Consider the following 26,544-nt stretch of genomic DNA (forward strand, 5'->3'; position numbering starts at 1 on the left):
TGCTCGACCCGGGCGGTTACGTCGGAGGCGAATTTTACGACTTTGCACAAGCGGCCGGCGGCGTCGTAGACCGGGTTGTAGTTGGCTTCCAGCCACACGGTCTGGCCGCGTTTGTCGATGCGTTCGAACTGCCCCTGAAACAACTCGCCCTGGTTCAACCGGCGCCAGAAGTCCTGATAGTCGCTGCTGTTGACCAGATCCGCCGGGCAGAACAGCCGATGATGCTTGCCCTTCAGCTCGGCGAGTGTGTAACCCATGCGCGTCAGAAAATTCTGATTGGCAGTGAGGATATTACCGTCGAGATCGAATTCGATCACCGCCATGGCGCGATCAATGGCCTGCAACTTGGCGTTGGCTTCACTTTCCTGCTGGACTTTGGTGGTGACGTCCATGGCGTATTTGACCACTTTCACTACCCGGCCCGAGGCATCCTTGATCGGGTTGTAGCTGGCCTCGAGCCAGATCGGTCGGCCTTGGCTGTCGATTCGTTCAAAGGTGCCGGACTGAAACTGGCCGCTTTTCAATCGCGACCACAACTCGGTGTATTGATGGCCATTGGCAAACGCTGGCGGGCAGAAGCGGCGATGGGGCTGGCCGATCGCCTGTTCAGCCGTGTAGCCCATGGTTTTCAGGAAATTGTCGTTGGCACTGAGCACGACGCCGTCGAGATCGAATTCGATCACCGCCATGGAGCGGTTGATCGCTTCCAGCAGACTGGACTGTTCGGTAATGGTGTTTTGGAGATCGGCGAGGACGGTCTTGTGGCGATTGAAAAACATGCTGGAGGCACTCTGGAAATAGGGCTGATAGTGGGTTCCCTGTTTCCGCGTCAGTCAGCCAGACATGTCGATGGCTGGCAGCAGTGTGCCAGCATCCAGGCTGGCGGGTTCACTTATACAAAACTTTATAAACTTGTACAAGAAATCGATTTTTTTCAATTTTGTACAAGTTTTTCAGGCGCTGGATCGGCTCAACGCAACGCTGATCGTGTTACGTCCCGCGTGCTTGGCGGTGTATAGCGCCTTGTCGGCATCGTCGAACCACTCAAGGGCGTCGGCGTAGAAGGTCTGATAGCGGGCGAGGCCGATGCTCAGGCTGACGCGCAGTTCGGCGACGTCGGGGTGGCGATAACGATCCATTCCCTGACGCAATTGCTCCATGAGTGCTTCGGCCTTGTTCAGTGGCAGGTTGGGCAAGATCACGCAGAATTCATCGCCGCCGTAACGCCCGGCCAGCTCGCTTTCGTCGAGCACGAATTTCAGCTCGCGACTCAATTGCCGCAGCACCGCATCGCCGACGATGTGCCCGTAACTGTCGTTGATCGACTTGAAATGATCAATGTCGATCAGCGCCAGAATGGCTTGGGAATTGTGTTGTCGGCACTGCTGGAACTTGAGATGCAGCAGGTCTTTCCAGGCGCCGTGGTTGAGCAGTCCGGTCAGGCTGTCGGTGCGGCTTCGGGCGCTCAGGGTGCGTTTGTGTTCGGCGAGTTTGATCGCCAACCGGTAACAGACCATGCCCAGCGCCAACGGATAAAGGGTCAGCATTGGCAGGCAGGCCCAAACCTGAATCGGCGTGGCCGTCAGGGTGAAATGGACGCCGAACACCGACCAGCCCAGCAGCACGCCGATCACCTGAGCGAGGGCGCCGAGCAGGAACAGGCGCTGGCCGCCGGCGGCCACGTTGTTCATGGTCATCATCGACAGAATGGTTACTGTGGTCAGCGGATTGAACTGGAAGCACGCGGTCCAGAAGCCGCCGCAAACCGAGTCATAAAGCAGGTTGCGGCGTTCGGCGCGATAGGGGAAAGCCGAGCGGGTCGACCATTGATAGGCCACGTGAGGCCAGAGAAAACCGTTGAACAGCAACAGCGCCCAGAGCCAGCCCGGCATGTTCAATGGATACAGCGCTGCACTGACACTGAAAAAACCGATGCCCAACCCGATGGCCCGTGGCAAGTAAATGCGCTTGGCGAATGACAAGCCTTTGCCGCGTTGGTTTTCCATGATGTTCTGCGCCAGATTCATTCTGAAACACTTTGCAGTGTCATTCTTCAGACAGACCGTTCATCGGCCAAAGGCAGACATTGTCATTTATTCCAGCGGGAAAATTCAGTGTCCTTATGAGCCATTTACCGTGGCGCAGGTCCTTGTCTAGAGCTGATAACAGGCCAGAAACATATCGAGTGCAGAGTCGACCACCGCATTTTGCGTGGTGCTGTCGAGTGAGGGCTGGCCCATGGAGATCTGCGGCCAGAATGCAAACGCCTTCAACAAACCCTGCACCTGATGCGCGGCGAACTCCGGATCAACCGGTTTCAACCGACCGTCGGCCTGGGCGGCACGAATCCACACGGTCACGCTTTCCTCACGTTCGCCCATGCGCGCCACCATGTTTTGCGCGCGCTCGGGGGAGTGGATCGCGGCGGCGATAGCGACCCGGGCCAGGTTCATGAAGTTGTCGTCTGCCATCGTCTGCAGTTTGGCCAGCAGCATCGTTCGCAATTGATCGCGCAATGGCTGGTCGGGCTGGTACGACACGGCTTGCTCGGTGCTGATCCGTGCCCACAACTGGTTGAGAATTTCGGCGAACAGCTCTTCCTTGCTGGGGAAATGGTTGTACACCGTGCGCTTCGACACCCCGGCAGTGGCCGCAATCTTGTCCATGCTAGTGACCTCGAAACCGTTGGTACGGAATTCGGTGATCGCGGCCTGGATGATGGCTTCGCGTTTACGGTCGGTGAGGCGCTGGGGGGCTGTCATAAATTCGATTCGGCAGGAAAAGGGTGAAATTACACTCGGCAGTTTACTTGTCACCAGGATTGATGCAACCTAGAAAGTACACCGGTCAGTGTAATGCTGCGTTAATCGGTGCAACCTAAAACCAGATGTCCGGCTGATGCGTGCGTGCCTTGGCCATTATCGTCCCACCGTGGGAATCCGTGAATTGCGCGGTGTTTCCGGAGTCATTCAGTCATGGCCAAATCCATTGCTTCTGCGGGCAGTCAAACTCCTGAACCTTCGCGTCAAGCCGAAGGCGTATTCCGCAACCATGCGCCGGTGCAGCGTGAAGGTGTGCGCAAGATGCTACGAATCATGTGGAACATGATCTTCCACAAACCGCGCAACACCCGGCCGGCCGCGGCCATTCCGGTGCAGCCACTGACCCGCGCGGACCTGATCGCGGCGCCCAACCACAGCGTTTATCGCCTCGGTCACTCGACCCTGCTGCTCAAACTGCAAGACAAATTCTGGATCACCGACCCGGTGTTCGCCGAGCGTGCCTCGCCGGTGCAATGGGCCGGGCCGAAACGCTTTCACCAACCACCGATCAGCATCGACGAATTGCCGCCGATCGAAGCGGTGATCCTGTCGCACAACCACTACGACCACCTCGACTACGAAGCGGTGTTGAAACTGGCCGACAAGGTCAACGTCTTCCTGACCCCGCTGGGCGTCGGCGACACCCTGATCAAATGGGGCATCGATGCCGACAAGATCCACCAGTTCGACTGGTGGCAGGGCACCGAAGTCGCCGGCATCCGCTTCATCGCCACCCCGTCGCAGCATTTTTCCGGTCGCGGTCTGTTCGATGGCAACCAGACCCTGTGGGCTTCCTGGGTGATCATCCACGGCGACACACGGATTTTCTTCAGCGGTGACAGCGGCTACTTCGACGGCTTCAAACGCATCGGCGAACAGTTCGGCCCGTTTGACCTGACCCTGATGGAAACCGGCGCCTACAACGTCGAATGGCCCCACGTGCACATGCAACCGGAAGAAACCCTGCAAGCCCACATCGACCTCAAGGGCCGCTGGTTATTCCCGATCCACAACGGCACGTTCGATCTGGCGATGCATGCCTGGCATGAACCGTTTGATCGCATTCTGGCGCTGGCCTGGGAGCGCAGTGTTTCCATTACCACCCCTCAAATGGGCGAGGCGTTCAACCTGGCACAACCGCAACGCGGGAATGCGTGGTGGTCGGAGGTTGAAGGGGAGAGTGAGGCGGTGGTTCAAGGGGCCTGACGAGTTTCTCGGGCTCGCTCCCCATCGGAGCGAACCGCTCTTTCAGGCTTCTTTTACCGAAATCTGATTCAGGTACTTTGAAATTGTGGCGGATGGTATATCGCGGAATCGTCCTCGGAGCATGCCCTCTAGTTTCTCCAGCGATATCTCAAGTTTCTCCGCCGCTTCAATTCCGCTCATCTGCGCAGTTTCCATCAGTGCAGCCAACTTCATCACCGCTTCTGCCTTGGTCTGCATCTCGTATGCATCACCAACGCCTAGGTCTTGATAAACGTTACCTGTGCTTTCTTCCATTTCGATCAAGTCCTGAGTCTTCAGTCTGCCATCGCATAATTCCCACGTTCCACCGATTCGGCCGTGGTCCCTTTGATGCTTGTCGAACGCCCCGGCGCAAACCCCGGAAAGAACACCAGCCCCTGCGCCTCGAACCGATACGTCAACGCCAGCCGCGCCGCATCCGCAATGTCCTGCTGCGCTTCGAACCGCTGAATGTCGTCAACCGAAACCCCGGCTTCCCGCGACAGTTGTTCCACGCTCCAGCCCAACATCTCTCGGGCCTGGGCGCAATGGGTCGGGGTGAACTGGAAAAGGGCAATACGTTCGAGGATGAGGTTCATCGCAGAAGAGGCCATGGTGTGCTCCGGGCTCGAGAGTGCTGATGGAAAATGCACTGTGTTTTTGTACAGTTGTTTTCGGCCGGGATCAAACGCATTTTTTGATTTGCCCTAGTTCGCCGCCTCCAACCAGACGGACGGTGCCTGACCGAGGATCCGGCGGAACATCGTCGAGAACGCCGCCGGGCTGTCATAGCCGAAATCCAGGGCAATTCGCGTCACCGCTTCACCGGCCGCCAGCCGTGCCAGTGCCAATACCACGCAGGCGCGCTGGCGCCATTGGCTGAAACTCAGGCCGGTCTGCTGGCGAAACAGTCTGTTGAAGGTGCGTAAGCTTACGTGCAGCTGATCGGCCCATTGCTGGGGTGATTGGTGGGCATTCGGCTGATGCAGAAAGGTCTGACACAGTTCGAGCAGTCTTCCGTCAGGCGGCAGCGGGATATGTAGCGGCAACGGCGCACTGCGTAGCAATTCATGCAGCAACAAATCGATCAGCGCGCCGTCGCGCCCGCTCAGGTCATACGTCTGGCTGTACTCCCTGATCAAACCCCGGCGCCGTCAAACTGCAACTGCCCCAAGGCTAACCCTCACGCCAGCCCCGGCGCTTCACGAATGATGAAGTGATCCAGGTTCTCGATATTGGCATTGAAGACCTCGAAAGGCTTTTCGGGGTTCTTCTTGCCCGGCACCTGCTTCAACTCCGGCGTCACACCATAGAAGAAGCAGAACAACGCCTTATCACTGTCGATCGCGTGCTTGATCTCTTCCAGAAACGCCTTGCGCTTGCGGTAGTTGTCGATCAGCTTCTTGTTGAGATAGACACTCACCGGATAAGGCTTCTTCTTGCTGTCATCCGGCTTCTTGAACCAGACCTTGTCCTCGAAATCGATCCGGAAACTGGCGCTGTGAAAGTCCTCGATCTTCTTGATCCGGCCCCAGTAAATCAGCCCCTTGTTGTCCATCAAATACTCGATCTTCTTGAAGAACGAACTGTAGGGCGCCGTATGCTCGCCAATCTTCAACGGCATGCGCTTGAGCAAATCCTTGTCCGCGAAGTTCGACACAAAACACTCCACGGGGTGAGCGAAGACACTGGTCTTGCCCGGCGCAGTCTCTCGACTCGGCGATTCTTTTGAGGGGCTAGCCGCCACCCGCACCGGATCATCCCGCAACACATCCGCCGCCCCCGCTGGCGCGGCAGGCTTGCGCACATACTCACGACGCGTCAGCAACAACTCCGACGGGAAATGCTCCTCCCGCCCGTCATCCACTTCCCCATCCGCCGCCTCAACCCCAGACGCCGACGTCTTCAAACTCACATACGGACAACCCGCCACATGCTGCGTACCGGGCAGATTCTTGAAATGCGGCGTGCGCACGTAATTCACGTTCTTGGCGTTGAACGTGCCCAACTCGTTGGAAGCATCGAACGCCGCACGACAGGCGTCGTTGGGGCACTGGAAGTGCTCCTTGGCGGAATCGAACGCCACCGTCTCATCGAAATTGAGATCGCGAACGTCATAGATCGACAACTTGTCGTCGAGGCTGAGGCAGTAGGCGAGGTCGAATTTCATGGTGGGGCTCGGGTCCTTGAGTGGGGGAGGGGTATTAATAGCGGTTGGTGGGGTGGGTTGCACTGATTGTTTTCGGGATGATGCAAAGTCTGTGTGAGTGAGCCAGCTCCCGCTGGGCCGCGAAGCAGCCCGAAAGTCAGCAAGCGCGATTAGTCAGATAAACCGCGATTATTCCCTTTCGAGTCTTCCAACGTTGTCATACAGCCAAGCAGTGAAAGCCTCTCTGTCATCCGAATGGTGGCAACGTTGGTGACAGTTGGGACACAGCGCCACGACATTCGAAGGCTGGTCCGATCCTTCTTGCGACATATGCTTTACGTGATGAACTTCAAGAAACGGTTTTCCATTTTTCTTAAATGGCGCTTCTTCGCCACAACCTTCGCACTTCCCATTGGCTTCCTGACGAACCCAGCCCCTCAATTCGGGATCACGAAAGTAAACCTTTCTGGTGGCCGTCGTTTGGAGAGGTGTCTTTATCCCTTGGGGGACGTAATCAAATTGCGTTCGCTCAAATTTGTCTGCGCGTTGTTCCAGTAACGCTTCGTCCGCAGTTGGATCAGAATCTTCAAGCGTCAGAACGGTGGAATCATCAAGTGCTTTACGGATGCTACGCGCTACATTCGCACCAACATTCTTGGCAGGTTTATAGCCTTCAATACGCTTTCGACCCATTTCTACCAACACGGTAGAAATGTTCTGCATCCGAAATTCGACAGAACCCTTCGTCCGGCCGGCGAGTGGGCCTTCTCGCAGAATGCGATTTTCCTCAGTCTTGACGAATTTCTGGCCGCTCTGCTCACGCGCCAGCATCTTGAGGTAGGCATCGACCGCAGCCTGAATCTCTACGTCACTCCAATCGCAATTAGTTTTTTCCGTATCCATACAGTCGCCGAGGGTTGAAAACCCTCGGACGATACTGAGTGGCCATCACAGCTGTCTACGAAAATTCCTACAGAAAATAACGACGAATCTCGCGAAGTCCTACAACCACCATCACTAGCCCATGGAATGCCTCGAAGACTGAAACACCTGCGCAACCTTTCGCCACCAAGGCTTCCCCGGTTTTTGCCGTTGCGTCTGATCGCTCAGCAGGTAAGGCATATCCCGCAGCCGAATCCAGCCTTCATCCTGCCAATGCAACAGACTCAACGACATCTCCGGCCAATCCAACAAACTCAATATCGGTCGTTCTGAATGTCCTGAGTGCTCTGCATCGCGCAAGGCCGGCACCACCTGCAGAGTTAACCACTCACGTAACAAGCGATTCCCTGGGACGTAGTGATACACCAGCAGCGCATACACACCTGACTCGCTGAGCATTAACTGCTTTTCAGGTTGCCGAAAATACTCAATCCACAAAACGCGACGTTGATCTTTATCTAGCTTGTTGACCATGCGTTCGCACAGATGGAAACCCATCAAGCGGCCGACATCGCGAGCGCAGAACCACGTTTGGTTTTCGAGCAGAAGGGCATGTAGAGCGAGGTTGTGACGTGAGAAGACTGTTACAGAAAAAGGATTAGGCATATCCATTACCTCTACGTTTAGATTTTTGGAGGGCCTGACCCCAACGTAGAGTGGACTGAAGAAATCCCAACGAGCGGGGCAGTTCCACCGACGACATGTGCGTCTGTGTAACTGGCCAAGCTTTCTACGTTGGGTGTTTCTTAGGCACCTGCAATTGAGCTTAGAGGTGCTTGCAGTTGGCTTCAATGCGAAGCGGCTGTAAGTGCTGTAGGAGATTGAGCGCTGCCACGTAGGGATGGAAAAGGATTACCAGTCGCCTATAAAAAAAGCCCCGATAAAATCGGGGCTTTTGCTTTCTGAATTTGACGACTCAAGCAGCAATCGTCAAATCGTGGCGAGCGAGACGATTAGTCCCAGCTAAGCGCACCACCAGTTTGGTATTCGATCACGCGAGTCTCAAAGAAATTCTTCTCTTTCTTCAAGTCCATAATCTCGCTCATCCAAGGGAACGGGTTAGTGGTCCCTGGATATTCTTCTTTAAGGCCGATCTGCGACAGACGACGGTTAGCGATGAACTTCAGATAGTCCTCCATCATCGCGGCGTTCATGCCCAATACGCCGCGAGGCATGGTGTCGCGGGCGTATTCGATTTCCAGCTGGGTGCCTTGCAGGATCATCTGCGACGCTTCTTCCTTCATTTCGGCATCCCACAGGTGTGGGTTTTCGATTTTGATCTGGTTGATCACGTCGATGCCGAAGTTCAGGTGCATGGATTCGTCGCGCAGGATGTATTGGAACTGCTCGGCGACGCCGGTCATTTTGTTGCGGCGACCCATGGAGAGGATCTGGGTGAAGCCGCAGTAGAAGAAGATGCCTTCCAGCACGCAGTAGTAGGCGATCAGGTTGCGCAGCAGTTCTTTGTCAGTCTCTACGGTGCCGGTGTTGAATTCCGGGTCGGAGATGGCGCGGGTGTATTTCAGGCCCCAGGCGGCTTTTTTCGCGACCGACGGGATCTCGTGGTACATGTTGAAGATCTCGCCTTCATCCATGCCCAGCGATTCGATGCAGTACTGGTAGGCGTGGGTGTGGATCGCCTCTTCGAACGCCTGGCGCAGGATGTACTGGCGGCATTCCGGGTTGGTGATCAGGCGGTACACGGCCAGGGCCAGGTTGTTGGCAACCAGGGAGTCGGCGGTGGAGAAGAAGCCGAGGTTGCGCATCACGATGCGGCGCTCGTCGTCGGTCAGGCCTTCCGGGTTTTTCCAGAGGGCGATGTCGGCGGTCATGTTGACTTCTTGCGGCATCCAGTGGTTTGCGCAGCCGTCCAGGTATTTCTGCCAGGCCCAGTCGTACTTGAATGGCACGAGCTGGTTGAGGTCGGCGCGGCAGTTGATCATGCGCTTTTCGTCAACGGCGACACGGGCGGCGGAGCCTTCGAGTTCGGCGAGGCCTTCGGCGACGTCGAGGGAATCCAGTGCAGCCTTGGCGCGGGCCACGGCGGCCGAGTCTTCGGCGGTCACGGCACGGGCTTCGAGGGCGGCGGCACCGCCGGCGCTGTCGAGGCGGTCCATGTTGGCTTCGCTAGCGTGGCCGGCGTTGGCGCCTTTCACTACTGCTTCTTCACTGTCTTCTTTGTCGAATTCGTCCCAGCTCAGCATGACGTGTCGTCTCCTGCGTGAGGGCCTGTGCCCGTGTGAAAACTGATGGGTTGGTTTTTCACACGGCCGTACAGGCCGCGTTGGATGTCGTTTTTTGCAGCGGTGCTACGCAGGCAATAAACAGAAAATTTTTTCGGGTTTCCGAGAGCCTCTGACGGGCGCGAGTCAGCGTTGACGCTGCTGCGGGGCTTCAGAATGGCTTTGATCCCTGTAAGGGAATATTGCTGACCCGATGGGGCGGCATTATAGGGAAAAAAACAACCGCGTGGGGGAGGGCGAAACAGCGCAGGGTGGTCGAGCGCGAAGGTGATTTCGTTCGGAGCGAGGGTTTACAGGGCTTTCGCCGGGATTGGCCCCGGAGAATTTTTTTTCATTAATTTTTTGGCGTGTGATTGATTGCTCAAAAAACGAGCAAAAAACCGGGTTTTTCACTATATCTTGTGTTTTGCAAGCCTTTTGCGCCGCTTCAAACACAACTGAGCCCGACCGAAGCCGGGCTGGAATCGACCCTCGATGTTGCGCTGAGCGATCCGATTCGGTGCAGTCTCAAAACATCAATTGGTGCAGCCGTTGCCCATGATGCTGTAACGCAGGATGTGACGCTGACCCTTGGAGTCGTCGTACTCCATTTTCATCGGTACTACTTCGCAGACATTTGGAACTTCGCTCATGGAAACAACTTTGGCGATGTCCAGGTGAGTGGAGTAAGTGTATTCCTCGATGGCGGGTTGTTGCTGTGCGACATCAGTCGGAACCTCGTCTGCCATGGCGGTTGCGCACAGACTGCTGAGGGCCAGAACCAATAAAGCTTTCATTTGAAATTTACCTTCTTGAGGTCGAGTGGGGTCACGCAACCTTTTTGGGGTTGCGTGTGGAACTTCATCGTTTTGCTTTGTTACTTCAGAACTGGATTAACGGCCTTCGTGGGGGCTGTAACCTTGTTAATCGCTTTGCCTTGTCGGCGAGGTGAATTTTAGGGAGGCGGAGTAGGGGTAAACAGACCCGGTTTTGATAAACACCTTTGGCAGATTTGGTAACAATCGCTGGATATCGTGTTATCAGCGCTGCGGTTTTCCCCGGAAACCGAGTCGTCTGAATCGCTGGCAAGCCAGCTCCCACAAGGGCTGCGTGCTTTGCTTCAGAGGCGCTTGGGTCATTTCTGGATGTTTTGTAGGGGCTTGTTACTACCATCGTCGAATGGTTCTATACGGGCGCCCCGGCTACAACAGGGTCATACAAAAACAACTATTACACCGAGGTAGGAAAGATGAGTGCGGCTTCCCTGTATCCCGTTCGTCCCGAGGTTCTGGCCAATACGCTGACCGACGAGGCGACCTACAAAGCCATGTACCAACAGTCGGTCGTCAACCCTGACGGCTTCTGGCGCGAACAAGCCAAGCGCCTCGACTGGATCAAGCCTTTCACCACGGTGAAACAGACTTCGTTCGACGATCACCATGTCGACATCAAATGGTTTGCCGACGGCACCCTGAACGTTTCCTACAACTGCCTCGACCGTCATCTGGCCGAGCGCGGCGATCAGGTCGCCATCATCTGGGAAGGCGACGATCCTTCCGAAAGCCGCAACATCACTTACCGCGAACTGCACGAACAAGTGTGCAAGTTCGCCAACGCCCTGCGTGGCCAGGATGTGCACCGCGGCGACGTGGTGACCATTTATATGCCGATGATCCCCGAAGCCGTGGTCGCCATGCTGGCCTGCACCCGGATCGGTGCGATTCACTCGGTGGTGTTCGGCGGTTTCTCGCCGGAAGCCCTGGCCGGTCGCATCATCGACTGCCGCTCGAAAGTGGTGATCACCGCTGACGAAGGCATCCGCGCCGGCAAGAAGATTTCCCTCAAGGCCAACGTCGACGACGCCCTGACCAACCCGGAAACCAGCAGCATCCAGAAAGTCATCGTGTGCAAGCGCACCGGCGGTGACATCAAGTGGAACCAGCACCGCGACATCTGGTACGAAGACCTGATGAAAGTGGCGGGCACCGTCTGCGCGCCGAAAGAGATGGGCGCCGAAGAAGCGCTGTTCATCCTTTACACCTCCGGTTCCACCGGCAAGCCGAAGGGCGTTCAGCACACCACTGGCGGCTATCTGTTGTACGCGGCCATGACCCACGAGCGCGTGTTCGACTACCGTCCGGGCGAAATCTACTGGTGCACCGCCGACGTGGGCTGGGTCACCGGTCACTCCTACATCGTCTACGGCCCACTGGCCAACGGCGCGACCACGCTGTTGTTCGAAGGCGTGCCGAACTATCCGGACATCACCCGGGTGGCGAAGATCGTCGACAAGCACAAGGTCAACATCCTCTACACCGCGCCGACCGCGATCCGCGCGATGATGGCCTCCGGCACCGCCGCTGTTGAAGGCGCGGACGGCAGCAGCCTGCGTCTGCTGGGTTCGGTGGGCGAGCCGATCAACCCGGAAGCCTGGGACTGGTACTACAAGAACGTCGGCAAGTCCCGTTGCCCGATCGTCGATACCTGGTGGCAGACCGAAACCGGCGGCAACATGATGAGCCCGCTGCCGGGCGCTCATGCAATGAAGCCGGGTTCTGCAGCACGTCCGTTCTTCGGTGTGGTGCCGGCGCTGGTGGACAACCTCGGCAACATCATCGAGGGCGAGGCCGAAGGCAATCTGGTGATTCTCGATTCGTGGCCAGGTCAGGCGCGCACGCTGTATGGCGATCATGACCGTTTCGTCGACACCTACTTCAAGACCTTCCGTGGCATGTACTTCACCGGTGACGGCGCCCGTCGCGATGCCGACGGTTACTACTGGATCACCGGTCGCGTGGACGACGTGCTCAACGTGTCCGGCCACCGCATGGGCACCGCCGAGATCGAAAGCGCGATGGTCGCTCACCCGAAAGTCGCCGAAGCGGCGGTGGTCGGTGTGCCGCACGACATCAAGGGGCAGGGCATTTATGTCTACGTCACCCTGAAAAACGGCGAAGAGCCGAGTGAGCAGCTGCGTCTGGAACTGAAGAACTGGGTGCGCAAGGAGATCGGTCCGATTGCTTCGCCGGACGTGATCCAGTGGGCGCCGGGGCTGCCGAAGACCCGTTCGGGCAAGATCATGCGCCGCATTCTGCGCAAGATCGCCACGGCCGAGTACGAAGGGTTGGGTGATATTTCCACCTTGGCCGATCCGGGTGTGGTGCAACACCTGATCGATACGCACAAGACCATGAACGTCGCGTAAGCGGCGGGTCTGAAGGCTGAAAAGCCCCGCCCGGCATCGCACCGGGCGGGGCTTTTTCATTTGTGGAGTCGATCGTTCCCACGCTCTGCGTGGGAATGCAGCCCGGGACGCTCTGCGTCCCAAGAGCGGACGCAGAGCGTCGAGGGAGGCGTTACCACGCGGAGCGTGGGAACAATCAGTTAGGGGGGAATCTTCGGCCAATAATTATCGAATTGCTCCGTCAGCCCATTCCCACTGTTACCCGCCAGCCTTCAAGTAACTGAATGTGTAACCGCCCGCTCCGCAACGGGGCGTCCGGAAACGCATCGCCCCGTTTTAGAGCCTCAAAACCCCCGGTGAAAAATAAGACGCATCCCCGCGCTTGCCGGATTAGAAGGGTTTGCGAATAATAGGCCCGCAATTTGCAGCATAGATCGGTTCACTGTCTTTCGCTCTTGCATGAAATTGCAGGGCTGTCAATGTGCTCAAGCGGGTTTCTCGGTGCATCTGTAATTAGTTGTCGCATTGAAGAAATATCGGCTTCGGGCCTGTCGTTAGAATGCCGATCACTCGCTCGTCGTGGCTTGCGTTGAAGCCTTCGCGGTTTTGACTGGAACTGTCCCACGCACGCAGCAATCGATTTCGTTACACCCATTCGCATATTGGGCTGTCGCTCACTCTGCCGTTTTTGCCCTTTACCGATGGAGTCCCAAGATGAAGAAACTTGTGCTGCTTGGCGCCCTGGCACTGTCCGTGCTGTCCCTGCCGACATTCGCCGATGAAAAGCCTCTGAAAATCGGTATCGAAGCGGCTTACCCTCCATTCGCCTCCAAAGCGCCGGACGGCAGCATCGTCGGTTTCGACTACGACATCGGCAACGCACTGTGCGAAGAAATGAAGGTCAAGTGCCAGTGGGTCGAGCAAGAGTTCGACGGTCTGATCCCGGCACTGAAAGTGCGCAAGATCGACGCGATCCTGTCGTCCATGTCGATCACTGAAGACCGCAAGAAGTCCGTGGACTTCACCAACAAGTACTACAACACCCCGGCTCGCCTTGTGATGAAGGAAGGCACTCAGGTCAGCGAAGGTCTGGCCGAGCTCAAGGGCAAGAACATCGGCGTGCAGCGTGGTTCGATCCACGAGCGTTTCGCCCGCGAAGTCCTGGCCCCGCTGGGTGCCGAGATCAAGCCGTACGGCTCGCAGAACGAAATCTACCTCGACGTGGCCGCCGGCCGCCTCGACGGCACCGTGGCGGACGCTACGCTGTTGAATGACGGCTTCCTGAAAACCGACGCCGGCAAAGGCTTCGCGTTCGTCGGCCCGGCGTTCACCGACGTCAAATACTTCGGCGACGGCGTAGGCATCGCGGTACGCAAGGGCGACGCCCTGAAAGACAAGATCAATACTGCCATCGCGGCCATCCGCGAAAACGGCAAGTACAAGGCAATCCAGGACAAGTACTTCGACTTCGACATTTACGGCAAGTAAAGACGTCGCTCGACCCGTCCGAAATGGCGCAAGCAACAGGATCTCTGCGGTTTGCGCCATTTTTTCATCCCAACTTTCGAGGACCTGAATCATGTTGAAAGGCTACGGGGCTGTCATCCTCGATGGCGCTTGGCTGACGCTTCAGCTCGCCTTGTCGTCCATGGCCCTGGCCATCGTTCTCGGGCTGATCGGCGTCGCGTTGCGCCTGTCGCCGGTGCGCTGGCTGGCGTGGCTGGGCGATCTGTATTCCACGGTGATTCGCGGGATTCCCGACCTGGTGCTGATCCTGCTGATCTTCTACGGCGGTCAGGACCTGCTCAACCGCGTTGCGCCGATGCTCGGCTATGACGACTACATCGACCTGAACCCGCTGGCCGCCGGTATCGGCACCCTCGGTTTCATCTTTGGTGCGTACCTGTCGGAAACCTTCCGCGGCGCGTTCATGGCGATCCCTAAAGGTCAGGCCGAAGCCGGCATGGCGTACGGCATGAGCAGCTTCCAGGTGTTCTTCCGGGTGCTGGTGCCGCAGATGATCCGTCTGGCGATTCCGGGCTTCACCAACAACTGGCTGGTGTTGACCAAGGCCACCGCGCTGATTTCCGTGGTCGGTCTGCAAGACATGATGTTCAAGGCCAAGCAGGCGGCCGACGCCACCCGCGAGCCTTTTACCTTCTTCCTCGCAGTGGCGGCGATGTACCTGGTGATCACCAGTGTCTCGTTGCTGGCGCTGCGTCACCTTGAGAAGCGCTACTCGGTAGGCGTAAGGGCGGCTGATCTATGATCTTCGACTACAACGTCATTTGGGAGGCCCTGCCGCTGTACCTCGGCGGTCTGGTCACCACCCTCAAGTTGCTCGCGCTGTCGCTGTTCTTCGGTCTGCTCGCGGCGCTGCCGCTGGGGCTGATGCGGGTATCCAAGAACGCTGTGGTCAACGGCGCGGCGTGGCTCTACACCTACGTGATTCGCGGCACGCCGATGCTGGTTCAGCTGTTCCTGATCTACTACGGTCTGGCCCAGTTCGAAGCGGTGCGTGAAAGCTTCCTCTGGCCGTGGCTGTCCAGCGCCACGTTCTGTGCGTGCCTGGCGTTCGCGATCAACACCAGCGCCTACACCGCTGAAATCATCGCCGGCAGCCTGAAGGCCACGCCGAACGGTGAGATCGAAGCGGCCAAGGCCATGGGCATGTCGCGGGTCAAGATGTACAAGCGCATTCTGTTGCCGTCGGCCCTGCGCCGGGCGCTGCCGCAGTACAGCAACGAAGTGATCATGATGCTGCAGACCACCAGTCTGGCGTCCATCGTGACCCTGATCGACATCACCGGCGCGGCCCGTACCGTCAACGCGCAGTTTTACCTGCCGTTCGAGGCGTACATTACCGCCGGCGTGTTCTACCTGTGCCTGACCTTCATTCTGGTGCGCCTGTTCAAGCTGGCCGAGCGTCGCTGGCTGAGCTACCTGGCCCCGAGGAAGCACTGATATGGAACGCATCGACCACGTTCTGCCGTGGAGCCACCTGGGCAGCGAGCGCCGGATTTCGGTATTTCGATTCGGCAGCGGCGAGCGCAAGGCCTACATTCAGGCCAGCCTCCACGCCGACGAACTGCCCGGCATGCGCACCGCCTGGGAACTGAAAAAACGCCTCGGCGAACTCGAAGCCAAGGGTCTGCTCAACGGCGTCATCGAGCTGGTGCCGGTGGCCAACCCGCTAGGTCTTGGCCAGTTGCTGCAAGGCAATCATCAGGGCCGTTTCGAGGCCGGCAGCGGCAAGAATTTCAACCGTGATTTCGTCGAGCTCAGCGCCCCCGTGGCCGCCAGGCTGGAAGGACATCTCGGTGATGACCCGCACGCCAACATCCGTCTGATCCGTCAGGCGATGGCCGATCATCTGGCCGCATTGCCCGAGGCCAGCAGCCAGTTGCAAGGCATGCAGCGCATCCTGCTGCAACACGCCGCCACCGCCGATGTGGTGCTGGACCTGCATTGCGACTGTGAAGCCGCGCTGCACATGTATGCCTTGCCGCAGCACTGGCCGCAGTGGCGTTCGCTCGCTGCGCACCTGGACGTGAAGGTCGGCTTGCTGGCGGAAGATTCCGGCGGCAGCTCGTTCGACGAAGCCTGTTCGCTGCCGTGGCTGCGTCTGTCGCGTCTGTTTCCGGATGCACAGATTCCGCTGGCGTGCCTGGCGACGACTGTCGAACTGGGCGGTCAGGCTGACACCACGCCTGCACAGGCTGAAGCCTGGGCCGAAGGGATTCTGGCGTTCCTTGCCGAGCAAGGCCTGATCCGTGGCGAGTGGCCGGGCGCGGCACACGAACCGTGCGAAGGCATGCCGTTCGAGGGCACTGAATTGCTCCTGCCGCCGCATCCGGGCGTGGTGAGTTTCCTGCGCAAGCCCGGCGAGTGGGTTGAAGCCGGTGACAAGATTTTCGAAGTGATCGATCCGCTGTCGGATCGGGTCAGCACGGTGTGTGCTGGTACGTCCGGGGTGCTGTTTGCCATTGAGCGGCTGCGTTACGCCCAACCCGGTTTCTGGCTGGCCAAAGTGGCGGGGCGCGATGCGCTGCGCGACGGCCCTTTGCTCAACGACTGACTGTTTTTGTGAGAACCGACCGCATGTACAAACTTGAAGTCCAAGACCTGCATAAACGCTATGGCAGTCACGAAGTGCTCAAGGGCGTTTCCCTGAAAGCGGCCGCCGGCGATGTGATCAGCATCATCGGCTCCAGTGGCTCCGGCAAAAGTACTTTCCTGCGCTGCATCAACCTGCTCGAGCAGCCGCACGCGGGCAAGATCCTGCTCAACAACGAAGAGCTGAAGCTGGTCGCCAACAAGGACGGCGCGCTGAAAGCCGCTGACCCGAAACAGCTGCAACGCATGCGTTCGCGCCTGTCGATGGTGTTCCAGCACTTCAACCTGTGGTCGCACATGACCGCGCTGGAAAACATCATGGAAGCGCCGGTTCACGTCCTTGGCGTGTCCAAGGCCGAAGCTCGCGAGAAAGCCGAGCACTACCTGAACAAGGTCGGCGTGGCCCATCGTAAAGACGCGTTCCCGGGGCACATGTCCGGTGGCGAGCAGCAGCGTGTGGCAATCGCCCGTGCGCTGGCGATGGAGCCGGAAGTGATGCTGTTCGACGAACCGACTTCGGCCCTCGACCCGGAACTGGTCGGCGACGTGCTGAAAGTCATGCAGGCCCTCGCTCAGGAAGGCCGGACCATGGTGGTGGTAACCCACGAAATGGGCTTCGCCCGTGAAGTGTCGAACCAGCTGGTGTTCCTGCACAAAGGTGTCGTCGAAGAAAGCGGCAACCCGCGTGAAGTGCTGGTCAATCCGCAGTCGGAACGTTTGCAACAATTCCTCTCGGGCAGCCTCAAGTAATCGCTCCCGTTATGCACCAAATTAGGTCATGCTGCGCAGCGCGCCAGATGGTCTAATTTGGTTGCAGCCGATTTCGGTTTTTCCCTCTGTTTACGTTTCGGATTGCCCGCCCATGACTGCCCATCGAATTGGTTTCCTGATTTGGCCCAGCACTAAAGCTCTGACTTTGGCGCTGGCAGAGGAGGCCTTGCGTGTCGCCCAGCGTGTGCATCCGGACGTGGTTTACGAGTTGTCATTCCTGCAGGCCGAAGCCCCGACCGAAGGTGAATGGCAACTGCCCGGCGAACCCTGGGCCGGCAAACTCGAGAACTTCCAGAAACTGTTCCTGCTCGCCGATGTGCCTCCGACGACGTTGGCGCCGGCACTCAGCAGCGCGCTCAAGCAACTGGTGCGCGCCGGTTGTGTGATCGGTGGTCTGTCGGCCGGTGTGTACCCGCTGGCGCAATTGGGTCTGCTCGATGGTTACCGCGCGGCGGTGCACTGGCGCTGGCAGGACGATTTCGCCGAACGCTTCCCGAAAGTCATCGCCACCAGCCATCTGTTCGACTGGGATCGCGATCGCCTGACCGCGTGCGGCGGCATGTCGGTGCTCGATTTGCTGCTGGCTGTGCTGGCCCGTGACCACGGTGCGGAGCTGGCCGGTGCGGTCTCCGAAGAACTGGTGGTCGAGCGCATCCGCGAGGGCGGCGAGCGTCAGCGCATTCCATTGCAAAACCGTCTCGGCTCCAGCCATCCGAAGCTCACCCAGGCGGTGCTGCTGATGGAAGCCAACATTGAGGAGCCGTTGACCACCGACGAAATAGCCCAGCATGTGTGCGTGTCCCGGCGTCAGCTGGAGCGGATCTTCAAGCAATACCTCAACCGTGTGCCGAGCCAGTACTACCTGGAACTGCGCCTGAACAAGGCCCGGCAGATGTTGATGCAGACCAGCAAGTCGATCATCCAGATCGGCCTGTCCTGCGGGTTCTCTTCGGGGCCGCATTTCTCCAGCGCCTATCGCAACTTCTTCGGCGCCACGCCACGGGAAGACCGCAACCAGCGGCGCAGCAGCAGTCCTTTCGAACTGTCGTCGGTGCCGCCCGAGCGCGGTTGATCCATAACCGATACAGCCATGGCACGAGCGGCCATGGCTGCAGCTCGATCAGTCTTCTATTTCCATATCCGGCCTCACCTGTGGTGGTGGAGTGCCGTCAATGCCTGCGACGTTCAGGTCGTTACCCGTTTCCTCATAGTAGGCGCGGATGCGCGCCAGGCTTTGTGCCGACAATGGGTTGCCGCCCAGGTCGTAGCGGTCACCGATGGTCGGGGGCACTTCCATCAGGGTTTCCGGCACTTCGGTAATGGCATTGCCGGACAGGTCAATCTCACCCCAGTGCAGGTTTTCCAGCACGCCTTTCGGGATTTCGGAGATTCCGGTATGACTCAGGTCCAGTTCGGTCAGGCTCTGCAGGTTGCTGAGGTCGGGGGTCAGTCCCAGAGGATTGTCGCTCAGGTTGAGCACCTCGAGCTTATCCATACCTGCCAGTGCCGCCACAGATTCGGGTGTCAGGCTGATTCCGCAATCCGAAAGGCTCAGGGCTGTCAGTCGATTCAGGGTGTAAATGTCCTTGGGTATGTCGCCCAGATGGATTGCCCGGATGGCCAGGCTGTCGATATTGGGGAACGCTTCAAGGAAATGCCCGAGTCGCGTCGAGTGGCCGTCGCCCGTCAGATACAGATCATGTACGTGAGGAAATTCGGTGCCCAGTATCGGCAGGTCTCCGGCGAAGTTAATCGCATGGTTGAACGCGTAAGCGTCGAGGGTCGAGTCTTCCAGCGGAACCTTGCGCCAGCAGGTCAGCAGTTCCTCGGCGAACTGTGAGCGCAGTTGCTCCTGGTGCGACCGCGCGGTTTCGGACAGTGGCTCGCCGGTGCGCGGATCGAGCGGAATGTCGCTGATCCAGCGAGCGAGATTGCGGTTGAGATCGCTCAGTACCTTTTCCAGACGTGTCAGTTCGTTGCGACCGTCGGCCAGACTGCCGGGCAAACGATAAAACAGGGTGCTGGCCTGATCGTCATCCAGACTGGGGTAGAGGGTTTGCACCCGAGCGAGATCCCTCTCATCGGCAAGCACGCCGAGATCACTGCCGGTACGTCTGAAGTAGTCCTTGACCCGCTCGCGAGTCGCAGGGCTCAGGGGGTTCTTGCCAAAGTCGTAGCCGTCACCGCTTTCTGCCGGCAAATTGAAAATCTCATCAGGAATTTCGCTGATGCGATTGTTGTTGAAAATGGCGATGCCCAGCGTCGGATGATTGATTATCCCGGCAGGCAATTCGTCCAACCCGGTGCTGGCCAGATCCAGAAAATCCAGATTCGGCAGGGTATCAATGTGCGGTGCCAGCCCCAGCGGATTGTTGTACAGATCGAGTTTTTTCAGCCCTGTCATCGTGGCGAGGGTGGCGCGACCTTCGGCATCCAGTTTCAAGGCGCAGTTGCTCAGCACCAGGCTTTCCATGGCTGACATCTGCCTGAATGAGGCCGGTATCTGCCGCAATCCCAAATCACGCAATTCCAGAGTCTTCAGCCCTGTGAACGTGCTGAAGAAGTTGTCGCCGATGCGCAATCGGCCAGTGCCGGTTATCGACAGCGCTGTGACGTGGCTGAAGTCTGCGCTCGGTGGGGGCAATTCACCGATCAAGGACAGGTTGAGAGTCAGGCTGTCCGAGCGAACTTCGGGGCGGATTGTCGAGCGTTCGCGCCAGAACGCTTGCAGGTCGCGGCGATATTGATCACGCCCGGCGCGCTCAGCGGCTTTTTCCTCATCGGTAAGTGGTATGCCGCTGGATGGATGTCGTTCGGGAATTTCCGCGGCCCATTCTCCGAGAGTCGCATTCATCTGCTGCCACTCCGTTTCCCAGTGGCCGATCCGGGCACGTCCCTCATCCATTGTTCCCGGCAACCAATAGAGCAACTGATTCGCTTGCTCGGCATCCAGTGCTGGAAACAGTGCGCGTACACGATCGATGTCGGCCTGTGGCATCGATACCCCGAAGTTCTGCCGATTGCGCTGGTAGTGGGTCTTGATCCGGTCGCGAGCGGCCGGGGACAGAGGGTTATCCCTCAAGGTGAATTGCTTGGGCGACAGTGCCGAGCGTTGGTAAAGACTGTCGGGCGGTTCGCTGATCCGGTTTTGATCGAAGTCAGCCATTTTCAGCGTCGGGTGTTCGATCAGGCCGTCCGGCAGCTCAGAGATCCCGGCGTCTACCAGACGCAGGCGGGCCAGTGCCGGCAATGTATTCAACTGTGGTGTGGCACCCAGCGGGTTATGGCTGAGATTGAGGAGCTGCAATCGGCTCATTGAAGAGAGGCGGGCCTGGGTTTGCGGTGTGAGGCTCAGCCCACAGGACTCCAGCACCAGACGCTCCAGTAAAGGCATGCGTTCGCAAGCCTGTGGCAGGTGCTCGAGTCTGAAATCATGCAATTCCAGGTGGCGCAGGCCGGGAAAGCCCGAGAGGAACGCGTCGATATTGCCCAGATTCGGATTGCCATCGAGCGTCAGCTCGAGAATATGACTGAAGTCGGCCGACAGCTCAGGCAAGTCTCCAATGAAGGTCAGACTGGCCATCAGTACATCGCCTCGCTCCGTGGGTTTTTCGGCAGACCGGTGGCGCCACAGTTCTTCAATACGTTGGGTGAAAACCCGCCGGCTGGTACGCATCGCCGACATCTGCCACGGGGTCAGCCTCTGTCCCGTAAGCGGGTGAATGTTCGGCGCAGCCGCCTCCCATCGCAACAGTTCGTCTTTCATTTGACGCAGTTCCGCCTGCCAGTGCCTGACCTGGCTGCGACCATGCTCGATCGACCCCGGCAAGCTGTAGAACACGTCGCTGGCATCTTGATCATCGAGGTCGGAAAACAGTTGCTGGATGGACTCGATATCTGCGCGGTCGGCGAGCACGGCGAAATCCTGGCCGGCTTCACGCTGGTGTTGCTTGATACGTTCGCGGGTGGCCGCATTCAGCGGGTTGTTCGACAGGTCATAGCCGTCGGCGACCTGATTCGGTATTTCGAACAAACCTTCCGGCAACTCGGTGATCTGGTTCTCGCTGAGAATAACGGTCTCGAGTCTCGGGTGGCCGATCAGACCGGACGGTATTTCCCTAAGGCCGGTGCGCGACAGATCGAGATAGGTCAGTGAGTTCAGCATTTGCAGGTCGGGCGCCAGCCCCAGCGTGTTGCCGGGTAGTTCCAGTGACTCGAGCCCAGGCATGCTGGCCAGCGCTGTCAGCGACTCGGCAGTGAACGTCACACCGTAGTTTTCCATGACCAGTATCTCCATCATCGGCAGGCCATTGAGCATCGTGTGCAACTGATCAATCTTGCCGTTGCGCAGCATCAGCTGTCTGAGTCGGGGGAAACTTCTCAGGAATGCCGTGTTGCCGCCAATCCCCTTGTTGCCGTTGAGAGTCAGCTGAGTGATATGGCTGAAATCGGCGTTCAATACCGGCAAATCCCCCCTGAAGTTGGCCTGGATCGAAAGGACGTCGGCTCTGACGTATGGAGGGCTGGTTGAGCGGTGTCGCCACAGGCGCAACAGATTGCCGGCGAAAGTTTCGCGGGCGTCAATTTCGGTAAAGCGCTCATTCGCCTCCAGTGTGGTGCCACTGATTGGATCGCGGTCGGGAATATCTTTTGCCCATGAAGCCAGATCGGCGTTCAGCGTGGCCAGCTCCGTTTCCCACACGGTCAGTTGCAGGCGACCCTGATTCAGCGAGCCGGGCAGGTTGTAGATCAGGCTGCTGGCCTGGCCGTCATCGATATCCGGAAACAGCGCCCGGGTTCGGGCTATATCAGCCTGCTCGGCACGCACGCCGAAATTGAGTCCGGTCCGGGTGAAATAGTTTTTGATGTGTTCGCGCGTGGCCGCAGAGAGCGGGTTGCCCGAGAGGTCGTACCCGGCGCCGACATCGGGCGTGAGTTCAAACAGGGCATCAGGCACAGAGGTGATCAGGTTTTCGCTCAACCATGCGCTTCTGATTCTCGGGTGGTCGATCACCCCGAAAGGCACCTCGGCGATCGCGGTGCGGGAGAGATTGAGGTAGGTCAGCGATGACATGCGGGTGACATCAAGGCGTGTGCCCAGCGGGTTGTCCTTGAGGTCCAGTTCGATCAATTCATCAAGGGAGGCCAGCAGTGCCTGGTTTTCCGGGGTCAGTACGATCTCGCATGTGCGCAGCCGAAGTTGGCGCAGGGAGGGCTTTGCGATAACTGTTGGCAGATCGTGCAGGTCGAAGTTGCGCAGATCGAGGCGCCTCAGTTCAGGAAAGTGACTGATGAACGCTGCGATGCCTGAGGACGTTCCGCTGCCACTCAGTTCCAGGCTGACGACATGGCTGTAATCGGCTGACAGCTGCGGGAGATCGCCCAACAGCGGTTCGTTGAACTGCAGGCGATAGCCAATTCGGTCCAGGGTTTCCCGGCGCCAGCAACTGAGCAGGGTGCGGGCAAACAAATGGCGATTGCGCTCTGCGGCTTCCCGCTGGGCGAGGGACAGTTCCCGGCCGGTCGCAGGATCGGTCCGCATGGCCCTGAACCGCCATTGATCGAGGTCGCTCTCCAGGCGTGCGTATTCGAGGCGCAGGCGCGAGAGTTCGGCAACCGGATTTCCCGGAAGATTTTGCAGGTGTTGCACCATCGCTTGCAGGCCGTCCCGGGTGATCCCTGGAAACATGTCTCTTGTGCGTGTTTCCAGGGTAGGCGGCGAGCTGCCCGTCGATCGATTGCGTGAATAACCCTCGGTGCCCAGGAGGCGCAAGGTGTCGCGTGTCGGGGTCGGCACCGGTGCGTCGGTCAGCGTGAGACGCAGGTTGGAGCGGGGCAGCGGGTTGTCGCGTATGAGTTGCTGGAGTTTCGCTCCTTCGCCGATCTGCAGGTTCAACGCCTGACGCTGGGCGTCCGGCAAGGCTTGAAGCACGCAGGTGTAAAAGTCCGTCGAACCGTGCAATTGCAATCCGTCCGAATCGAACGGTTGCCACAGGCCATCGGCCTGACGTACCAGGATTTTCTTGATGGCTGCATCCATAGGGCCGGTGCCATCGAGTCTGTTTCCGGCAAACGTCAGGTCACGGACTTCCAGGCTCAGGCCTTCGGGCCAGCCGGGCAACAGCTGCAGGCTGTGCAGGGCCAGTATCTCGGAATCCGGATTACGCACCGAATCGATTTCCAGCCCCTCATAGGCGCGGGTGATGCGCAGCTCGTGCATGGCGGTTTGGGAAAGCTCTTGTTGACGCTGTGGAAACTGTCCATCACCCAGTTGCAGCAGCTCGGTGCCCGTGGCGGTGTCTATGAGCTCTTCGGCAATTCTGACGGGCAGTTGCGGCACATGCCGGGCCACCGCCTTTATCAGTGGAGCATCGCGGTGCTGAAGTGCCTGATAGCGTTTTTCGAACAGGTTCGGGCGCTGTTGATCGGCGATTGCGGCGAGTCTGGCGCGCAGTCGCCGGGTGCGGGCCTCAATGGAAAGCACCTGCCCGAATTCTTCGTCGAGCAGCGTGTTTTTTTCGGGCTCGCTGAGGGATTCCAGCACGGTCTTGAGCAGATCGCCGTCGGTCAGCTGGCCTTGGTGAATGTCTGTCAGCGCAAGCTGCGCATCGCTGGAGGATTGCCAGAGGGTTTCGCCTCGGGCGTTGAGCAAGCGCAGTCGCCGGTTGGCAGGCCACAAACCCTGCTCGTTGAGCAATTGCAGCTGAATCAACGGATCGGCCATCCGGTACTCGGTCGGGTCGTCGCTGGAGAGCTGTTGTATGAAGGTCTGCAGGTCCTGATCGATCTTGAAGCGCTCGATGGTATCGGCCAGCAAGGGTGGCACTCGCTCCTGGTTGACGTGCATTTTGCGTAACCCGTCTTCGGTGTAACCACTGACTTGCAGAATTCGCTCGCGCTTTGCCGCAGCAAACGGTTCCATGCGTGGGCCGATACGTCGCAATGAGGTGGCGCGGTCCCATTGCAGCGGGTTTTCCAGCTCGGTATGAAACGCACCTTCGCCGTTGTGCCGCACAATCGGCTGATAGGCATCCGGATCGGTGGGGTGTTCGATGCGCAGCTTGCCGGGATGTTCGTGATCGCTGACGGTGTAGTGCGCCTGGTCGGCAGGCAGCAGTTTTTTTCCGTCGAGCAGGTGCAGACCCTGTGCGTCGGGACTGGAATCGGCCGCTGGGGTCAATGGGTACTCGTAGGGTTTCAGGTCCGGTTTCCAGTACAGGGTCTTGCCGTTGCGCAGTTTCACCGGCTGGAAGCGATCCATGAACGCCACCACTTCGGGCGGTAATACTTTGGGGAGTTCCGCCATGGCAATGCCGGTTCCGACTCCGAATGAACCGAGCTGGATCATGGATTCCAGTGCGGCAAAAAAGTGTTCGCAAGCTTCGGTGGTGAGTCCTTCGGACAGATCGACAACGAACGTGAAGACTTCGTCAAGCAACTGGTAAGTGATGTACGCCATCATCATTTCACCCAGAAACGGCACGAACGGCAGAACAACGAACGCGGCCGCTTCCAGGATCGACTCGGCGACACTGACCAGTGCATCCCAGCGCTGCCAGCGAGCGTTGCGATCAACCGTCGCAGTGGAAATCGCGATCGCGGCGGCATCGTTGAGTATCTTGTTCAACTTGCGCTGATAGAGGTGTTCCCAGAGTTCGCCGGCGATGGGCGTAGCGGCAATTTGCAGAATCGGCCTTGCGACTGGCGTTTCGCGCCAGGGAGGCGATAAATCGCCGGCCTGCGGCTTGTGATAGGTCACCTGACTCAGGCGTTGCCTGAGCTGGCCGAAGAATTGCCCGCGTTGATCGTGGGCGACAAAACGGCTGAAGAATCGCTGGAAGGCCGCTTCGCGCAATTGCCGGATCAGCGCTTCTGTCAGTTGGGCTGTAGACGCGTATTGCTTGACCGGGTGTTCAGGGTGGCCAGGTATGTAAGCCACCACTTGCGCCGCGGTTCGTACCTGTTCGAGGTTGGGTGCGAACAGCACAATCCCGGTCAGTTCGACCGACATCATCGTCAGGTCCTGGCACAGCAGCGGCTGGCCATTCATTTGCACGTTGTGGGCACCATCGAGCAGACGTTCAATCGCATGCAGATGCGCGTGGTCGATATCGCCCTTCATCCGCGCCAGTTTCAGGGCGGCGCGCAGTGCGGCTTTTTGCGCCGCATTGATCTTGTGGCGCAAGACTGCGGCAGCCACCGGACTGGACACCGCCAGGTTTTCTTCGAGATAGGTTTTGTAGCGGCTGCCGATGTCCAGTTCCCGGCACAGTCGGGTGAAAGGGGCAATCCCCGGATTCATGTTGAGGGGCGCCAGCGTTTCGTATGCCCCGCTTGCCGAGGGTCGGGTGACGAACGATGAGCCGGCGGCATAGGCGTCGGCGACGGTTTCGTCGGTCTCGAAGTTATGCAAGGCCGCGTCGAGCAGAGACACCGTCCATGTCCGGGTGCCGGTGGTAATGCCGGATGCGGTCACGGGGATGTACAAGTGCAGGAAGGTTTCTCTGACATTCACGTCAACGCCGAAGCTTGATTTGAGCGCCTCGGTCAGCAGCGGTTCGGCGAAGGTGCTGGCGTCCTGAACGCGATCGAGCACCTGATCGACACCGTTTTGCGCCTTCATGTACTCGACAATGAGCGTTCTGAGGGCATCGTGCTGCTCTCGCGGGGCTGTCTTCACGGCATGGTGGAGGCGGTGGCGGTTGTTCTTCAGGGCGAGGCGCCGGGCCGGTGAGGCCTTGCCCAGCCATTCGGGAAGCGCTTTGACCAGCGGTTCATAGTGAGACGGAGGGTTGAGTGCCGCCGCGCCGGGCGTGAGTGGAAGGGCGGGCAAGTGCCCGGTATTGGATGGCATTGTTGGCGTCCTTGAGCATCGAAATGGAGCCCAAGCAAAACAGCAGCCGGCCATCGGCAGGTGGTAGAGATGTATGACAGGCAGCGCCTTCGCAATTGATATGCTCGCAGGCCTGCTGCAATGGCCGGCGGCAGTTTAAACTGCGCCTTTGCGACGCTATATGTCGCATTGCCGTAAACCCGGGAAAATCCGGGGTTTGCGCTATAAGAAGTTGTCGCTTGGCGACAAGGCCGGGCTGAAAACTGTCCTTACAATCCCCC

18 protein-coding genes and 2 pseudogenes are annotated in these 26,544 nt (G+C 58.6%); 8 read left to right on the forward strand and 12 right to left on the reverse strand.

Features of this window, described 5'->3' with window-relative positions; all coding sequences use genetic code 11:
• Positions 1 to 5: 5 nt before the first annotated feature.
• The 3 genes and pseudogenes from AC1MDC_RS04010 to AC1MDC_RS04020 form a co-directional block, all read right to left on the reverse strand.
• Positions 6 to 779, reverse strand: a pseudogene (locus tag AC1MDC_RS04010) (PAS domain-containing protein); the annotation flags it as partial.
• 174 nt (positions 780 to 953) lie between these two features.
• On the reverse strand, positions 954 to 2,006 hold the full coding sequence (locus tag AC1MDC_RS04015; protein WP_480392629.1) for a diguanylate cyclase: 1,053 nt from the start codon (positions 2,004 to 2,006) through the stop codon (positions 954 to 956).
• A gap of 147 nt (positions 2,007 to 2,153) precedes the next feature.
• Positions 2,154 to 2,762, reverse strand: coding sequence for a TetR/AcrR family transcriptional regulator (locus AC1MDC_RS04020; RefSeq protein WP_085697095.1), 609 nt, complete (start codon positions 2,760 to 2,762; stop codon positions 2,154 to 2,156).
• A 213-nt stretch (positions 2,763 to 2,975) separates the two neighbouring features.
• Here AC1MDC_RS04020 and AC1MDC_RS04025 point away from each other — a divergent pair, with 213 nt between their 5' ends.
• On the forward strand, positions 2,976 to 4,028 hold the full coding sequence (locus AC1MDC_RS04025; RefSeq protein ID WP_480392544.1) for an MBL fold metallo-hydrolase: 1,053 nt from the start codon (positions 2,976 to 2,978) through the stop codon (positions 4,026 to 4,028).
• A 42-nt stretch (positions 4,029 to 4,070) separates the two neighbouring features.
• Here AC1MDC_RS04025 and AC1MDC_RS04030 read toward each other — a convergent pair whose 3' ends face one another.
• The 8 genes and pseudogenes from AC1MDC_RS04030 to AC1MDC_RS04065 all read right to left on the reverse strand — a co-directional run bounded on the left by AC1MDC_RS04030 (position 4,071) and on the right by AC1MDC_RS04065 (position 10,156).
• On the reverse strand, positions 4,071 to 4,322 hold the full coding sequence (locus tag AC1MDC_RS04030; RefSeq protein WP_227233267.1) for an XRE family transcriptional regulator: 252 nt from the start codon (positions 4,320 to 4,322) through the stop codon (positions 4,071 to 4,073).
• 20 nt (positions 4,323 to 4,342) lie between these two features.
• A complete protein-coding gene (locus AC1MDC_RS04035) occupies positions 4,343 to 4,660 on the reverse strand; it encodes a helix-turn-helix domain-containing protein (RefSeq protein ID WP_480392545.1) in 318 nt (105 codons plus the stop codon).
• A 93-nt stretch (positions 4,661 to 4,753) separates the two neighbouring features.
• A pseudogene (locus AC1MDC_RS04040) lies at positions 4,754 to 5,164 on the reverse strand (helix-turn-helix domain-containing protein); the annotation flags it as partial.
• Positions 5,165 to 5,229: 65 nt separating this feature from the next.
• Complete coding sequence (locus tag AC1MDC_RS04045) at positions 5,230 to 6,216, reverse strand: hypothetical protein (RefSeq protein ID WP_480392546.1); 987 nt, start codon at positions 6,214 to 6,216, stop codon at positions 5,230 to 5,232.
• A 168-nt stretch (positions 6,217 to 6,384) separates the two neighbouring features.
• Positions 6,385 to 7,098 carry an HNH endonuclease gene (locus AC1MDC_RS04050; RefSeq protein WP_480392547.1) on the reverse strand — a complete coding sequence of 238 codons (714 nt, stop codon included), beginning with the start codon at positions 7,096 to 7,098 and terminating at the stop codon, positions 6,385 to 6,387.
• A 114-nt stretch (positions 7,099 to 7,212) separates the two neighbouring features.
• Complete coding sequence (locus AC1MDC_RS04055) at positions 7,213 to 7,743, reverse strand: BRO-N domain-containing protein (protein WP_480392630.1); 531 nt, start codon at positions 7,741 to 7,743, stop codon at positions 7,213 to 7,215.
• Positions 7,744 to 8,090: 347 nt separating this feature from the next.
• Positions 8,091 to 9,341, reverse strand: a complete 1,251-nt coding sequence (locus AC1MDC_RS04060; protein ID WP_085683612.1) for a ribonucleotide-diphosphate reductase subunit beta — start codon at positions 9,339 to 9,341, stop codon at positions 8,091 to 8,093.
• 554 nt (positions 9,342 to 9,895) lie between these two features.
• On the reverse strand, positions 9,896 to 10,156 hold the full coding sequence (locus tag AC1MDC_RS04065; protein ID WP_085683611.1) for a DUF2790 domain-containing protein: 261 nt from the start codon (positions 10,154 to 10,156) through the stop codon (positions 9,896 to 9,898).
• Positions 10,157 to 10,608: 452 nt separating this feature from the next.
• Between AC1MDC_RS04065 and acs the strand changes: the two genes are divergently transcribed.
• The 7 genes from acs (at position 10,609) to argR (ending at position 18,502) form a co-directional block, all read left to right on the forward strand.
• Positions 10,609 to 12,564, forward strand: coding sequence for an acetate--CoA ligase (gene acs, locus AC1MDC_RS04070; protein ID WP_085697086.1), 1,956 nt, complete (start codon positions 10,609 to 10,611; stop codon positions 12,562 to 12,564).
• 693 nt (positions 12,565 to 13,257) lie between these two features.
• Positions 13,258 to 14,031, forward strand: coding sequence for an ABC transporter substrate-binding protein (locus tag AC1MDC_RS04075; RefSeq protein WP_064383630.1), 774 nt, complete (start codon positions 13,258 to 13,260; stop codon positions 14,029 to 14,031).
• 91 nt (positions 14,032 to 14,122) lie between these two features.
• A complete protein-coding gene (locus AC1MDC_RS04080; RefSeq protein ID WP_007951063.1) occupies positions 14,123 to 14,812 on the forward strand; it encodes an ABC transporter permease in 690 nt (229 codons plus the stop codon).
• Positions 14,809 to 15,507 carry an ABC transporter permease gene (locus tag AC1MDC_RS04085; RefSeq protein ID WP_085697085.1) on the forward strand — a complete coding sequence of 233 codons (699 nt, stop codon included), beginning with the start codon at positions 14,809 to 14,811 and terminating at the stop codon, positions 15,505 to 15,507. The genes AC1MDC_RS04080 and AC1MDC_RS04085 overlap by 4 nt, the downstream gene beginning before the upstream one ends.
• Position 15,508: 1 nt before the next feature.
• Complete coding sequence (locus tag AC1MDC_RS04090) at positions 15,509 to 16,621, forward strand: succinylglutamate desuccinylase/aspartoacylase family protein (protein ID WP_234205817.1); 1,113 nt, start codon at positions 15,509 to 15,511, stop codon at positions 16,619 to 16,621.
• Positions 16,622 to 16,644: 23 nt separating this feature from the next.
• Positions 16,645 to 17,409: an ABC transporter ATP-binding protein gene (locus AC1MDC_RS04095; protein ID WP_003227281.1), complete on the forward strand. Its 765-nt coding sequence runs from the start codon at positions 16,645 to 16,647 to the stop codon at positions 17,407 to 17,409.
• Positions 17,410 to 17,521: 112 nt separating this feature from the next.
• Positions 17,522 to 18,502: a transcriptional regulator ArgR gene (argR, locus tag AC1MDC_RS04100; RefSeq protein WP_480392548.1), complete on the forward strand. Its 981-nt coding sequence runs from the start codon at positions 17,522 to 17,524 to the stop codon at positions 18,500 to 18,502.
• 48 nt (positions 18,503 to 18,550) lie between these two features.
• Here the strand turns inward: argR and AC1MDC_RS04105 are convergent, their stop codons facing one another.
• The gene (locus tag AC1MDC_RS04105) at positions 18,551 to 26,284 is read right to left on the reverse strand and encodes a dermonecrotic toxin domain-containing protein (RefSeq protein ID WP_480392549.1); all 7,734 of its coding nucleotides are present in this window, start codon (positions 26,282 to 26,284) and stop codon (positions 18,551 to 18,553) included.
• Positions 26,285 to 26,544 lie beyond the last annotated feature (260 nt).

Source organism: Pseudomonas sp. 1, assembly GCF_056626735.1.

What these genes read in the sequence shown, in the direction of transcription:
- AC1MDC_RS04090 (WP_234205817.1), top strand. Translation starts at nt 15,509, where the DNA reads ATGGAACGCATCGACCACGTTCTGCCGTGGAGCCACCTGGGCAGCGAG.
- acs (WP_085697086.1), top strand. Translation starts at nt 10,609, where the DNA reads ATGAGTGCGGCTTCCCTGTATCCCGTTCGTCCCGAGGTTCTGGCCAAT.
- AC1MDC_RS04015 (WP_480392629.1), bottom strand. Translation starts at nt 2,006, where the DNA reads ATGGAAAACCAACGCGGCAAAGGCTTGTCATTCGCCAAGCGCATTTAC.
- AC1MDC_RS04050 (WP_480392547.1), bottom strand. Translation starts at nt 7,098, where the DNA reads ATGGATACGGAAAAAACTAATTGCGATTGGAGTGACGTAGAGATTCAG.
- AC1MDC_RS04045 (WP_480392546.1), bottom strand. Translation starts at nt 6,216, where the DNA reads ATGAAATTCGACCTCGCCTACTGCCTCAGCCTCGACGACAAGTTGTCG.
- AC1MDC_RS04020 (WP_085697095.1), bottom strand. Translation starts at nt 2,762, where the DNA reads ATGACAGCCCCCCAGCGCCTCACCGACCGTAAACGCGAAGCCATCATC.
- AC1MDC_RS04035 (WP_480392545.1), bottom strand. Translation starts at nt 4,660, where the DNA reads ATGGCCTCTTCTGCGATGAACCTCATCCTCGAACGTATTGCCCTTTTC.
- AC1MDC_RS04085 (WP_085697085.1), top strand. Translation starts at nt 14,809, where the DNA reads ATGATCTTCGACTACAACGTCATTTGGGAGGCCCTGCCGCTGTACCTC.
- AC1MDC_RS04055 (WP_480392630.1), bottom strand. Translation starts at nt 7,743, where the DNA reads ATGCCTAATCCTTTTTCTGTAACAGTCTTCTCACGTCACAACCTCGCT.
- AC1MDC_RS04105 (WP_480392549.1), bottom strand. Translation starts at nt 26,284, where the DNA reads ATGCCATCCAATACCGGGCACTTGCCCGCCCTTCCACTCACGCCCGGC.
- AC1MDC_RS04060 (WP_085683612.1), bottom strand. Translation starts at nt 9,341, where the DNA reads ATGCTGAGCTGGGACGAATTCGACAAAGAAGACAGTGAAGAAGCAGTA.
- AC1MDC_RS04080 (WP_007951063.1), top strand. Translation starts at nt 14,123, where the DNA reads ATGTTGAAAGGCTACGGGGCTGTCATCCTCGATGGCGCTTGGCTGACG.
- AC1MDC_RS04075 (WP_064383630.1), top strand. Translation starts at nt 13,258, where the DNA reads ATGAAGAAACTTGTGCTGCTTGGCGCCCTGGCACTGTCCGTGCTGTCC.
- AC1MDC_RS04025 (WP_480392544.1), top strand. Translation starts at nt 2,976, where the DNA reads ATGGCCAAATCCATTGCTTCTGCGGGCAGTCAAACTCCTGAACCTTCG.
- argR (WP_480392548.1), top strand. Translation starts at nt 17,522, where the DNA reads ATGACTGCCCATCGAATTGGTTTCCTGATTTGGCCCAGCACTAAAGCT.
- AC1MDC_RS04030 (WP_227233267.1), bottom strand. Translation starts at nt 4,322, where the DNA reads ATGGAAGAAAGCACAGGTAACGTTTATCAAGACCTAGGCGTTGGTGAT.
- AC1MDC_RS04065 (WP_085683611.1), bottom strand. Translation starts at nt 10,156, where the DNA reads ATGAAAGCTTTATTGGTTCTGGCCCTCAGCAGTCTGTGCGCAACCGCC.
- AC1MDC_RS04095 (WP_003227281.1), top strand. Translation starts at nt 16,645, where the DNA reads ATGTACAAACTTGAAGTCCAAGACCTGCATAAACGCTATGGCAGTCAC.